This is a genomic window from Microbacterium sp. NPDC006705 (assembly GCF_044903545.1).
Classification (GTDB): Bacteria; Actinomycetota; Actinomycetes; order Actinomycetales; family Microbacteriaceae; genus Microbacterium; species Microbacterium plantarum.
This window is the reverse complement of sequence record NZ_JBJDQQ010000001.1, coordinates 586,088-598,145: the sequence shown is the minus strand read 5'-3', so window position 1 is coordinate 598,145 and position 12,058 is coordinate 586,088. Positions and strand designations below refer to the sequence as shown.

Genomic DNA, 12,058 nt, shown 5'->3' with positions numbered 1-12,058 from the left:
GCCGACGAATCCCGAGGGTGCGCATTCTTCGCGTGCCTACCCGTGAAAGGTGCTCCCACCTCCATGCTCTTCTTCGCCACCACCCCGGCCGACGCCCCTCCCGCGAACCCGGCGGTGCAGTTCTTCGCCGAGTACGGTCTGCTGATCATCCTCGCGCTGCTCATCGTCTTCATGTTCTGGAGCCAGCGCCGTCGCGCGCAGCGGATGAAGGCGGAGCAGGCGGAGAAGTCCCGCCAGCTGCTTCCCGGAGCGAAGGTGCTGCTGCAGGGCGGCTTCTACGGCACGATCGTCGAGTACGACGGCGAGGACCTCTCGAAGTCGGCTCGCGTCGAGCTCGCGCCCGGCGTCGAGGTCGAGGTGCACAGCCAGGCGATCCTGCGTGTGGTCGACCCCGCAGAGGGAACGCTCACCGAGGACGAGTACATCGAGGCCGAGGAGCACCACGACGAGTACGTCGCCGATGTCGAGCAGGGTCTGATCACCTCGGTCAGCGACGACGCCACGCGTGATCGCGCCGACGCCGCTTCCGAGGGCGCGGCCGACCGCGACGACAAGCCCCGCGCCTGACCCGCCGCTGACCCGGCGCTCGCTCGACGAAAGCTGACCTCCCCGTGGCGACTTCCACACCTGTGCGCCGTGCCTGGCGCGCGCTGACCGGACTCGTGGTCCTGACGGCGCTCCTGTTCGGTATCAACGCGCTCGGCGTCTATGTGTTCAAGGCGAGTTCGTGGGCTCCGGAGCTCGCACTCGACCTCCAGGGCGGGACGCAGATCATCCTCGAGGCGCAGTCCGACGGGGCGGCGCCCTCGAGCGAGCAGATGCAGCAGGCGGCGTCCATCATCCGACAGCGCGTCGACGCATCCGGCCTGGTCGAGGCCGACATCGCCACGCAGGCCGGCAACCAGATCGTCGTTCAGCTTCCGGGCGAGGTCGATGACGAGACCCGTGAGCGTATCGACGCCTCGGCCCAGCTGCAGTTGCGCGCGATGCTCTACACCGGCTCACCCGCCACCAGCTTCGTCGGCGACGACGGCAACGAGACGCCGTACCCCACTCCCGATCCCAACCTCCCGGCGACCCCGTCGACGACGCCGTCCAATGGCAGCGACCCGGCGTGGATCACCGAGGCGCTGCAGGCTCAGTTCCTCGCCTACGACTGCGCGAATCCGGCGAACGACCCCGCGGACGCACCGGCCGATCAGCCGCTCGTCACCTGCGACCGCACCGGGACCGCGAAGTACATCCTCGGCCCGGTCGAGCTCGACGGCTCGTCCATCGACAACGCCACGAACGGTCTCGAGCAGAGCACCGGTCGCTGGGCCGTGAACATCACGTTCGATCAGCAGGGCACCGAGACGTTCGGCAAGATCAGCCAGCGACTCTACGGGCAGCAGTCGCCGCTCAACCAGTTCGCCTTCGTGCTCGACGGCGCTGTGCTGTCGGCGCCCTCCATGGATGCCGTCATCCTCACCGGCAAGCCGTCCATCACGGGCACGTTCGACCAGGACAGCTCGAAGGTGCTCGCCGACCAGCTGAAGTTCGGTGCTCTGCCGCTGAGCTTCGAGGTGCAGAGCACCAACACGATCTCCGCGACGCTCGGCTCCCAGCAGCTGCAGATCGGTCTCATCGCCGGCCTCATCGGCCTCGCGCTCGTCGCGGTGTACTCGCTCGTCGTATACCGGGCGCTCGGAACCGTCATCATCGCGTCACTGGTGGTCATGGCCGTGCTCACCTACGCGGCGCTCACGATCCTCGCCTGGCGCATGGGCTTCCGGCTCTCGCTGGCCGGTGTCGCGGGCCTCATCGTGACCATCGGGTTCACCGCAGACTCCTTCATCGTCTACTTCGAACGCATCAGAGACGAGCTGCGCGACGGCAAGTCGATCACGAGCGCGGTCGAGGACGGCTGGTCCCGCGCCAAGCGGACCATCTTCATCTCGAAGTCGATCAACATCCTCGCCGCGGTCGTGCTGTACATCCTGGCCGACTCGACGGTGAAGGGCTTCGCGTTCACCCTCGGGCTCACGACCGCGATCGACATCCTGATCTTCATCCTCTTCACGCATCCCGTGCTGCAGCTGCTCGTGCGCACGCGGTTCTTCGGGTCGGGGCACAAGCTGTCGGGTCTCGACCCGGACGCTCTGGGCGCCGTGTACCGCGGACGGGCGCAGTTCCGCGAGCCGGTCGCCGCGGCGGCGAAGACCTCTGCAGGACGCCGCGCAGCGAAGTCGCGTGGTGAGGCCGAACGGCGACAGACGATCGCGGAGCGCAAGCGTGCTGAACAGGCCGCAGGCGACCAGCGCGATGCGACGGGGGACAAGCACTGATGCGTTTCTTCAATCGGTTCGGCAACGACCTCTACACGGGGAAGCTCTCGTTCCCCTTCGTCGCCCGTCGCACGCTGTGGTTCATCATCGCCGCCGCCCTCGTGCTGGGCTCGGTGCTCGTCCTCGTGGTCAAGCCGCCGCAGTTCTCGATCGAGTTCACGGGCGGATCGCAGTTCACCGTCACGAACGTGTCGAACACCGATCAGCTGCTCGCGACCGACGCGGTGCAGGAGGTCGTGCCCGGCGCGACGACGAAGGTGACGACGATCGGCGAGGACGCTGTGCGCGTGCAGACCGACCAGATGTCCGACGCCGAGACCCGCGACGTCACGGCGCGACTGGCCGAGGCGTACGACGTCCCGGCCGCCGAGGTGAGCTCATCGTTCATCGGGCCGAGCTGGGGCCAGGACGTCACCCGACAGTCGCTGTGGGGCCTGGCGATCTTCCTCGCGCTGACGTTCCTGATCCTGGCGCTGTACTTCCGCACCTGGAAGATGTCCGTCGCCGCCATCATCGGCCTGGTCGACGTGCTCGTCGTGACCGTGGGCGTCTACTCGCTTTTCGGGTTCGAGATCTCTCCCGCGGCGGTCATCGGCTTCCTCACGATCTTGTCCTACTCGCTGTACGACACCACGGTCGTGTTCGATAAGGTCCGCGAAAACACATTCGAAGACGGCGAGAAGTCGGGGCGGACGTTCGGCGAGTCGGTCAACCTTGCGGCCAACCAGACGCTCGTGCGCTCGATCAACACGACGATCGTTGCGGCCCTTCCGACCGGTGCGATCCTCTTCATCGGTGCGCTCTGGCTGGGTGCTCAGACTCTCACCGACATCTCGCTGTCGATCTTCGTCGGAACGCTCGTCGCCGCCTACTCGACGCTCTTCGTCGCGGTGCCGCTGTTCGCCCTGCTGCGCGAGAACGAGCCCGCCATCAAGGCGAACGACACCCGGGTTCTCGAGTCGCGCGAGCGTGCTTCGGTCGAGGCCTGAGCGCCGCGAGGGCGCGTAGAATCGATGTCTGCATGGCGGAGGTGAGGGTATGACGGAGATCACCCCGCCCCCTGCCCAGAGCTCGCTCCGGCGCCTCGTTCCTCGGATCTTCTCCCGCGCTGCGCCGCGGGAGGGGCTGGAGCAGCTCGTCCGGACGGTGCGCGCACATCACCCCAAGGGCGACATCGCGATCATCGATCGCGCCTATCAGACGGCGTCACGGGCGCACGCGCAGCAGAAGCGTCAGAGCGGCGAGCCGTACATCACGCATCCGCTCGCCGTAGCCCAGATCCTCGCCGAGCTCGGCCTCGGCCCGAGGGCCATTGCAGCCGCGCTGCTCCACGACACCGTAGAGGACACCTCATACGGTCTGGACCAGCTGACGGCGGAGTTCGGCGACGAGGTCGCCATGCTCGTCGACGGCGTCACGAAGCTCGACAAGGTCAAGTACGGCGACGCCGCGCAGGCCGAGACCGTGCGCAAGATGATCGTCGCGATGTCGCGCGACATCCGCGTCCTGCTGATCAAACTGGCCGACCGGCTGCACAACGCGCGTACCTGGGGCTTCGTGCCGCCGGAGAAAGCGGCGAAGAAGGCGACCGAGACCCTCGAGATCTACGCGCCGCTCGCGCACCGGCTGGGTATCCAGGCCATCAAGAGCGAGCTCGAAGATCTCTCCTTCGCGGTCCTTCATCCGAAGCTGTACGCCGAGATCGACAGCCTCGTCACTCAGCGCACCCCGCAGCGCGAGCAGTACCTGCAGACCGTGATCGACGCCGTCGAGACGGATCTCCGTGAGCTCCGCATCCGCGGTCGCGTCATGGGGCGACCGAAGCAGCTCTACTCCGTCTACCAGAAGATGGTGGTGCGCGGGCGCGAGTTCGACGACATCTACGACCTCATCGGCATCCGTGTTCTGGTGACGACCGTCCGCGACTGCTACGCCGTGCTCGGCTCGATCCACGCGCGGTGGACGCCGTTGCCCGGGCGATTCAAGGACTACATCGCGACCCCGAAGTTCAACCTCTACCAGTCGCTCCACACCACCGTGATCGGTCCAGGAGGTCGCACGGTCGAGATCCAGATCCGCACCCACGAGATGCACCAGCAGGCCGAGTTCGGTGTCGCGGCGCACTGGAAGTACAAGGAGCGGATGGCGGGCGGCAAGGCCGACGCCAAGGCGATCGACAACGACATGGCGTGGCTCGCGCACATCTCCGACTGGCAGGCCGAGACGGCCGACCCGGGGGAGTTCCTCGACTCGCTCCGATTCGAGATCGGCGCGAAGGAGGTCTATGTCTTCACCCCGAAGGGGCGGGTCATCGGCCTGCCGGCGGGGGCCACCCCGGTCGACTTCGCCTACGCCGTGCACACCGAGATCGGCCACCGCACGATGGGTGCGAAGGTGAACGGGCGTCTCGTGCCGCTCGAGTCGACCCTTTCCAGCGGCGATGTCGTCGAGGTGTTCACCTCGAAGAACCCCGACGCCGGCCCGAGCCAGGACTGGCTGACATTCGTCAAGAGCACGCGGGCCCGCAACAAGATCCGCGGCTGGTTCACGAAGGAGCGGCGCGAAGAGGCCGTCGAGCAGGGCAAGGACGCGATCGCTCGGGCGATGCGACGTCAGAACCTGCCGCTCCAGCGCCTCATGGGGCAGGACGCGTTCACGGAAGTGGCGCACCAGCTGCGCTACGAGGACGTCACTGCGCTCTACGCGGCTGTGGGCGAGGGGCACGTCTCGACGCAGTCGGTGATCGAGAAGGTCACCGCGCTCGTCCGGGCAGAGGAGGACACCTCCACCGGCCCGATCCAGCTGCCGGCTGTGGGACGGTCGCGTCAGAAGCGCGACAGCGACTCGGGTGTTCTCGTCCGCGGTGCGCCCGACATCCTCGTGAAGCTCGCGAAGTGCTGCACGCCGGTTCCGGGTGATGAGATCGTCGGCTTCGTCACCCGCGGGAGCGGCGTGTCGGTGCACCGCTCCGACTGCACGAACGTCGAGTCGCTCATGCGCGATCCGGAACGACTCATCGAGGTGTCGTGGGCGCCGACGACGAAGAGTCTCTTCCTGGTCCAGATCCAGGTGGAAGCGCTCGACCGTGCCGGGCTCCTCAGCGACGTCACGCGCGTGCTCAGCGAGCACCACGTCAACATCCTCTCCGCGTCGGTGCAGACCAACAACGATCGGCTCGCACTCAGCAGGTTCGTGTTCGAGATGGGCGACACCGTCCACCTCGACCGCGTGCTGAACGCGGTGCGGCGCATCGACGCGGTCTACGACGTGTACCGCGTCACGTCGTCCTGACCGGCGGGCGCTCCAGCCAGGCCAGGGCCTGCCGTTTGAACGGCAGGGGGCCGCTCGACGCCAACGACCGATGCGCCTCGTCGAGGATGCCGGGGAACGCGGCGATCATCGCGACGGCGCCCGCGCGTGGCGCGTCGCTGGCGGCGGCATCGGCGCGCAACAGGTCGCACAGGGTCCGGACGCGGCTCGACACGGGCATCCCGCCCAGATGCACGGTCTCTCGCGCCGGAAGCTGAAGGTCGCGGTAGTGCAGCCGATGATCGAGCACGTGGTTCCGGCGTCGCTCGGTGCAGCGCTGCACGCTGTGCCGCACCGGGGGGTCGGCGAGCGCGCCGTGGACCCAGGCAGCCGATTCGTGCGTCAGGGCCAGGCCCGGCGCGACGAGGGGGCGCAGCGATGCGGCCCGGATCTCGGGTCCTTCGACGGCGTCCGCAGGCATGAATGCTTCGCCGACCTCGACGACGTCACCGTCGAGGCGTGCAGCAGCCAGCTCGGCCAGGGAGAGCTGGGTACCCGGGGTGTAGACGAACGGCCAGATCATTCCGTCAGTCTGGCGGGTGCGTCCGAACCGCGCGGAGAGAGCCGAACGGTCTGTGGACAGCATGGCCTCCACAGACCGTTCGCGGGGAGAGAGTCAGCCGCCGAGAGCGCTGAGCCAGGCCTTCCGGGCGCTGAGCGCCTCTTTGGCCTGTGCGATGGCGCGTTTGTCGCCCGACGCCTCCGCGTCGGCGACTTCGGCTTCGAGCTTCGCGATCGCGTCGTGCAGCTGCGACAGCATGTCGCCCTGGCGCGCCTTCGTCTCGGGGTTGTTGTTCTTCCAGTCGGCGTCCTCGCGCGCACGCACGGACTGCTCGATCTTGCGGAGCTCGTCGTCGAGGGCGCGCTCCTTGTCGCGGGGGAAGATGCGACCGATCTCGTCCCAACGACGCTGAATGCCCGTGAGCAGCGCCCGGGCGGCAGCGGTGTCCTTCTCTGCGGTCACGGCGGCGGCCTCGTCGAGCAGAGCGCGCTTCGCGACGATCTTCTCCTGCGAGGCCTCGGCGTCGGCCTGCTCGCGCTCCGCTCGGGCACCGTAGAGCGCGTCGCCTGCGGCCTTGAACCGTGCCCAGAGCGCGTCGTCGGCCTTCTTGCCCGCGCGGCCCGACTGCTTCCACTGCTCGAGCAGATCGCGATAGGCGCCGATGCCGTCCTCGCCGCGGGGAGCGAGGGCCTCGGCCCGCTCGATGAGGCGCTGCTTCGCGTCGCGCGCGCTCTTGTGCGTCTCGTCGAGGCTGGCGTAGAACTCACGACGGTGCTTGTCGATGGTCGATCGGGCGTCGCGGAATCGCTTCCAGAGCTGCTGGCCGGTGCCGCGGGGGAGACGCGGGCCGTCGGCCTGATGGCGCTGCCAGCGGTCGAAGAGGTCGGTGACCTCTGCGGAGGTCTGCTTCCACTGGATCGACTTCGGATCGCGCGAGGCGATCGCCTCGATCGCCTCGACGAGCGCCGTACGCTCGGCGATCGCGGCGTCGAGCGCCTGCTTGGCCTCCGCCGCCTCGGACTCGGAGGCGGCGTCTAGCTCGCCCTCCAGCGCGACCAGGCGCGCCTCCAGCGCGGCCAGGTTGCCGACGGCCGCAGCCCCCGCGATGCGGGAACGGAGCGTGCTCACGGTGGAGCGCAGGTCGGAGGCTGACGCTCCGCCGCGGCGGTGACGGACCTCGATGAGCGTCACTTCGCCGGCGAGGTCGGAGAACTTGCGCTGGAAGTAGGCGAGCGCCTCTTCCGGCGTGCCGTCGGGGTACTGGCCGACGACGCGCCATTCGGCCCCCTCGCGCACCGAGACGGTGCCGTCGTCATCGACGCGACCCCACGGGGCGTCGTCGGCGGGGGTGGTCGTGGAGTCAGGGGTGGAAGTCACGGAAGGCACCTCGTCGCGGCTCGCGCCGCATGGGGGTCAGGTCGGGGGACAGCCTAGTACGGAGGGCGTCAGGGCGACGGGATCGTTGTCGGAGTGGAATCCGCCGGTGTCGGGGTCTGTGTCGGCGTCGGCGTGGGTGACAAGGTCTCCGTGGGAGAGGGCGCCGGACTCTCGGCGGGCGCGGGCGCTCCGGGACCTGCGGTGAAGTATGCGACCTGAGCGCCGATAGCGGCGAGGATCAGCACGCCGCCGGCGACGGCGGCGATGACGTTGTCGCGCGACCGGCGCCGTGCGAGGCCGTCGTGGTACTCGCGCCGGACCGCATAGAGACGAGCGCGTTCGTGCGCCGCGCGATCGTCCCGGTTCTTGCCGCGACCTGCCACGTTGCCTCCTTCGTGCCCGTTGCGGGCCGCTCAAGCCTATGGCGCGGGTCTGCGCCGCGACAAAATCCCGGTGTCCGCGCGCGCGAGTAGCCTGAGAGGATGACCGATTCGAGCGCGCTCTTCTCCGGGCAGACGCCGCTCGCGGTGCGGATGCGCCCCACGTCGCTCGACGAGGTCGCCGGCCAGGGTCATCTGCTGCGGCCCGGCTCGCCCCTGGTCGCCCTCGCGTCGCCCGACGGCAACCGGGCGGGAGCGGTATCCGTCATCCTGTGGGGGCCGCCCGGCACCGGCAAGACCACGCTCGCGCAGGCGATCGCCCGCTCGTCGGGCCGCCGTTTCGTCGAGCTGTCGGCGGTCACGGCAGGCGTGAAGGACGTGCGCGAGGTCATGCAAGAGGCGATGACGCAGCGCGACCTCTACGGCATCTCGACGATCCTGTTCCTCGACGAGATCCACCGCTTCACGAAGGCGCAGCAGGATGCTCTGCTGCCGGGCGTCGAGAACGGCTGGGTCCTGCTCATCGCCGCGACGACCGAGAACCCGTCGTTCTCCGTCGTCGCGCCCCTGCTGTCCCGCTCGCTGCTGCTCACCCTCCAGCCGCTCAGCGACGACGACCTCGGCGGGCTCATCGACCGCGCCGTCGCGGACGCCCGCGGACTCGCCGGCTCGGTCGTCCTGGCCGACGATGCGCGGACGGCGCTGATCCGGCTGGCCTCCGGCGATGCCCGACGCGCGCTGACGTCGCTCGAAGCCGCCGCGACGATGGCCGAGCCCGGCGATGACGACGAGGCGCCGGTCATCACCGCTGACCACGTGGCTCAGGCGGTCGACCGTGCATTGCTCCGGTACGACAGGCAGGGCGACGAGCACTACGACGTCATCAGCGCGTTCATCAAGTCGATCCGCGGATCGGATGTCGATGCCGCCATGCACTACCTGGCTCGGATGATCGAGGCGGGCGAAGATCCTCGGTTCATCGCGCGGCGCCTGGTCATCTCAGCCTCTGAGGACATCGGCCTCGCCGATCCGCAGGCTCTCACGATCGCCGTTGCCGCCGCCGACGCGGTCGCTTTCATCGGGATGCCGGAAGGCCGCATCCCGCTCGCCGAGGCCACGGCGTATCTCGCGACCACCGCCAAGTCGAACGCCGCCTACAACGCGATCAACGCGGCCATCTCCGATGTCCGCGCCGGCGGGTTCGGTCGCGTGCCCAAACATCTGCGCGATGCTCACTATGCCGGCGCGAAGCGGCTGGGGCACGGCAAGGGGTACGTCTATCCGCACGACCTCGAGGTCGGCGTCGCGACGCAGCAGTACCTCCCCGACGAATTGCGTGGCAAGCGGTACTACGAGCCGACGAATCGCGGTGTCGAGCGCGAGATCGGCGCGCGGGTCGAGAAGCTGCGGAAGATCCTGGGGGACTGAGCCGTGGACGATCCTGTACCCGCGTGGACGCTGCTGGGCTCGTCGCCCGCCTTCGACGGCTACGTGCGCGTGCGCCGCGACCGCTACCTGCTGCCCGACGGCAGTGAGAGCGACTGGGATGTCGTCGAGGTCGGCGACACCGTCACGGTGGTCGCGGTCACGCCCCACGACACCGTCGTGCTGTTCGATCAGTACCGCGTCGGCCCCCAGCGCGTGCTGAGCGAGCTGCCCGGCGGGCTGATCGATCCCGGTGAGGACGCTGTCGCGGCGGGCGTGCGAGAGCTGCTGGAGGAGACCGGGTATCGTGCCGGCGCCGTCTTCGACGCCGGCGGCGAGTGGGCCGCCGCGAACGCCCGGCGACGACGGCACGTGGTCATCGCCGCCGACTGTCTGCGCGTCGCCGCGCCGGAGTGGGGCGAGCACGAGACGGGCCGGGTACGGACGATCGCGGCATCCGACCTCATCGATCACCTGACTGCCGGCGAGACCAGCGACGGCGGGCCCGCCCTGCGGGGGCTCATCCGATTCGCGGCGAGTCGGGGCGTCGACCCCGCACTCCGCGGTCTGCAGTCTCGCGTGCGGGAGCTTCTCGCGACGTTCCCCGCCGACGACGACACGACGGCCGGTGCCGATCCGTTCGACGCGTTCTGGGATGCCGCCGACGGGAAGAACGCCGCCGCCCTGTGGGCCGAGCTCGACCCGCTCGCCGCGGACTCGGCCGAGGCGGTGCGCAGCTACGAGCGCGCCTCGCTGCACGACTTCCTCGGCGAGGAGGCGGAGGCGATCCCGCTGTACCGGTCGGCGCTCGATGAGGGCCTGGCCGGAAAGCGGCGCTCGGCGTGCATCATCCAATTGGCGAGCTCGCTGCGCGACGTCGGCGATCCCTCGGGCGCTCTCGCACTGCTGCACCGCTTTCCCGACACCGATCCGCTCGTCGACGCCGCCCGGGCGTTCGAGGCGCTGGCGCTGTTCAGCGATCAGAAGCCCGCGCCCGCACTCCGGACGGCGCTGCAGGCGCTCGCGCCCCACCTCCCGGCCTACCGCCGTTCGGTGGAGGGGTACGCGGCCGACCTCACCTCGCCTCGCCGTATCCGGGTCATCTCGGTGGCCGTCATCGTCGCCGACGGGTACGTCCTCGCCGAGGAGTACCCCGGCGGGCCGGGCGCGGGGCGGTTCCTGCGAGCACCCGGCGGCGGCGTGGAGTTCGGCGAGACCGCGGCGGCCGCCATGCGGCGCGAGCTGCGCGAGGAGCTCGCCGCCGGCGTCGACGAACTCACGCTGCTCACCGTGAGCGAGAACATCTTCGACGACGGTCGCAAGAGCGGGCACGAGATCGCGCATGTCTTCGCCGTCCGCAGCGCCACGCTCGAGGCGCTGCCCCTCGGGGAACGGCTCCCTGTGCTCGACGGAGACACCTCCGTCGGCTGGTATCGCATCGACGACCTGCGACGGGATGCGACCCCGTTCTACCCGGCCGGCGTCCTCGACCTCGCCGCCGCGGCCGACGCGGACGCCGTCTGATAGACTCGACCGGCTCGAAGCCCAGTTTTCGGGCATCCCTCTCTTCTGATCAAGACCTCTCGGCGTGCCCCGGCGTGCAGTCCGAGACGGGCGAGGAGACGGAGATACGTCCGTGAGTCGTGAACGTCGCGACCACGTCATCGGAAGGAGAGCTTCGTGACCACGAAGTCTCAGGACCGCCGCAAGGTCCGTCTGTCGCGCGCCCTCGGCGTCGCGCTGACCCCGAAGGCCGCCCGCTACCTCGAGAAGCGTCCCTACGCTCCGGGTGAGCACGGCCGCACCAAGCGCAAGGCCGACAGCGACTACGCCGTCCGTCTGCGCGAGAAGCAGCGTCTGCGCGAGCAGTACGGCATCCGCGAGAAGCAGCTGCGCATCCAGTTCAACGAGGCCCGCCGCAAGGACGGTCTGACCGGTGAGAACCTGGTCGAGCAGCTCGAGATGCGTCTGGACGCGCTCGTCGTTCGTGCCGGTTTCGCCCGCACGACCGCACAGGCCCGCCAGCTGGTCGTGCACCGTCACATCCTCGTCGACGGCCAGCTCGTCGACCGCCCGTCGTTCCGCGTGAAGCCGGGTCAGCTCATCCACGTCAAGGAGAAGAGCGAGTCGCTCGAGCCCTTCCAGGTCGCAGCCGCCGGCGGTCACGCCGACGTCCTGCCCCCGGTCCCGGGCTACCTCGAGGTCGAGCTCGACAAGCTGCAGGCGCGCCTCGTGCGCCGCCCGAAGCGCGCCGAGGTGCCCGTCACGTGTGACGTGCAGCTCGTCGTCGAGTACTACGCCGCGCGCTGAGTCGTACGGCTCGCTGAGTCTCAGCACTGCCATGAAGGGCGTCGGGTTCTCCCGGCGCCCTTCATGCTTTGCACCTAACATGGATGCCATGAAGAACGCGCTGTGGTTCGTTTTGGGCGTCGCCGGCGGTTTCGTCGCCGCGCACGTGGTCAACAAGGATCCGCGCGGTCACGAGATGCTCGCCGAGGTCGACGCGCGAATCTCCGAATTCGCCGATCGGATCGGCGATGCCTACCGCGAGCAGGAAGCCCGCATCGAGGGTCTCGCAGCCGACGTGAAGGGCGTGGCCTCCGACGCCCTCGACTCGGCCGCGGACGCCGCCTCCGACGCCGCGGACGCAGCGCGCGACGCGGTCGCGAAGGCCAAGAACGCCGCCGACTCCTCACACTGACACCCGACCTGATCTTGACGTCGTGCCTCCGGGCGCG

General features: G+C 69.2%; 11 protein-coding genes. 8 read left to right on the top strand and 3 right to left on the bottom strand.

Annotated features, from left to right (window positions below; genetic code table 11):
• Positions 1-63 precede the first annotated feature (63 nt).
• Genes yajC through ACI2K6_RS02850 form a run of 4 tightly spaced genes read left to right on the top strand, consistent with a single transcriptional unit; the run spans position 64 to position 5,618 of the window.
• On the top strand, positions 64-567 hold the full coding sequence (yajC, locus tag ACI2K6_RS02865; protein ID WP_404568045.1) for a preprotein translocase subunit YajC: 504 nt from the start codon (positions 64-66) through the stop codon (positions 565-567).
• Positions 568-611: 44 nt separating this feature from the next.
• Positions 612-2,327: a protein translocase subunit SecD gene (gene secD / locus ACI2K6_RS02860; RefSeq protein WP_404568044.1), complete on the top strand. Its 1,716-nt coding sequence runs from the start codon at positions 612-614 to the stop codon at positions 2,325-2,327.
• The gene (gene secF, locus ACI2K6_RS02855) at positions 2,327-3,316 is read left to right on the top strand and encodes a protein translocase subunit SecF (RefSeq protein WP_112614262.1); all 990 of its coding nucleotides are present in this window, start codon (positions 2,327-2,329) and stop codon (positions 3,314-3,316) included. Before secD ends, secF begins: the two co-directional genes overlap by 1 nt.
• 49 nt (positions 3,317-3,365) lie before the next feature.
• Positions 3,366-5,618 (top strand): bifunctional (p)ppGpp synthetase/guanosine-3',5'-bis(diphosphate) 3'-pyrophosphohydrolase, encoded by a 2,253-nt coding sequence (locus ACI2K6_RS02850; RefSeq protein WP_112614264.1) that lies wholly within the window; start codon positions 3,366-3,368, stop codon positions 5,616-5,618.
• On the opposite strand, the gene ACI2K6_RS02845 is transcribed toward ACI2K6_RS02850, so the two are convergent.
• The 3 genes from ACI2K6_RS02845 to ACI2K6_RS02835 form a co-directional block, all read right to left on the bottom strand.
• A complete protein-coding gene (locus ACI2K6_RS02845; RefSeq protein ID WP_282502431.1) occupies positions 5,605-6,159 on the bottom strand; it encodes an SAM-dependent methyltransferase in 555 nt (184 codons plus the stop codon). The genes ACI2K6_RS02850 and ACI2K6_RS02845 overlap by 14 nt on opposite strands.
• 93 nt (positions 6,160-6,252) lie before the next feature.
• A complete protein-coding gene (locus tag ACI2K6_RS02840; RefSeq protein WP_282502432.1) occupies positions 6,253-7,515 on the bottom strand; it encodes a DUF349 domain-containing protein in 1,263 nt (420 codons plus the stop codon).
• 68 nt (positions 7,516-7,583) lie between these two features.
• A complete protein-coding gene (locus ACI2K6_RS02835) occupies positions 7,584-7,898 on the bottom strand; it encodes a dioxygenase (RefSeq protein WP_404568042.1) in 315 nt (104 codons plus the stop codon).
• A 99-nt stretch (positions 7,899-7,997) separates the two neighbouring features.
• On the opposite strand from ACI2K6_RS02835, the gene ACI2K6_RS02830 reads away from it, so the two are divergent.
• The 4 genes from ACI2K6_RS02830 to ACI2K6_RS02815 all read left to right on the top strand — a co-directional run bounded on the left by ACI2K6_RS02830 (position 7,998) and on the right by ACI2K6_RS02815 (position 12,021).
• Positions 7,998-9,323 carry a replication-associated recombination protein A gene (locus tag ACI2K6_RS02830; protein WP_274177714.1) on the top strand — a complete coding sequence of 442 codons (1,326 nt, stop codon included), beginning with the start codon at positions 7,998-8,000 and terminating at the stop codon, positions 9,321-9,323.
• A 3-nt stretch (positions 9,324-9,326) separates the two neighbouring features.
• The gene (locus ACI2K6_RS02825; protein ID WP_404568039.1) at positions 9,327-10,844 is read left to right on the top strand and encodes a tetratricopeptide repeat protein; all 1,518 of its coding nucleotides are present in this window, start codon (positions 9,327-9,329) and stop codon (positions 10,842-10,844) included.
• A 156-nt stretch (positions 10,845-11,000) separates the two neighbouring features.
• The gene (rpsD, locus tag ACI2K6_RS02820) at positions 11,001-11,630 is read left to right on the top strand and encodes a 30S ribosomal protein S4 (RefSeq protein WP_023951228.1); all 630 of its coding nucleotides are present in this window, start codon (positions 11,001-11,003) and stop codon (positions 11,628-11,630) included.
• An 88-nt stretch (positions 11,631-11,718) separates the two neighbouring features.
• Entirely contained in the window at positions 11,719-12,021 is a 303-nt protein-coding gene (locus ACI2K6_RS02815; RefSeq protein ID WP_114587817.1) for an ATPase, read from the top strand.
• Positions 12,022-12,058 lie beyond the last annotated feature (37 nt).

Excerpts from the sequence above, each read along its gene's own strand:
- ACI2K6_RS02815 (WP_114587817.1), top strand. The coding sequence starts at position 11,719 with ATGAAGAACGCGCTGTGGTTCGTTTTGGGCGTCGCCGGCGGTTTCGTC.
- secF (WP_112614262.1), top strand. The coding sequence starts at position 2,327 with ATGCGTTTCTTCAATCGGTTCGGCAACGACCTCTACACGGGGAAGCTC.
- ACI2K6_RS02830 (WP_274177714.1), top strand. The coding sequence starts at position 7,998 with ATGACCGATTCGAGCGCGCTCTTCTCCGGGCAGACGCCGCTCGCGGTG.
- ACI2K6_RS02850 (WP_112614264.1), top strand. The coding sequence starts at position 3,366 with ATGACGGAGATCACCCCGCCCCCTGCCCAGAGCTCGCTCCGGCGCCTC.
- yajC (WP_404568045.1), top strand. The coding sequence starts at position 64 with ATGCTCTTCTTCGCCACCACCCCGGCCGACGCCCCTCCCGCGAACCCG.
- ACI2K6_RS02845 (WP_282502431.1), bottom strand. The coding sequence starts at position 6,159 with ATGATCTGGCCGTTCGTCTACACCCCGGGTACCCAGCTCTCCCTGGCC.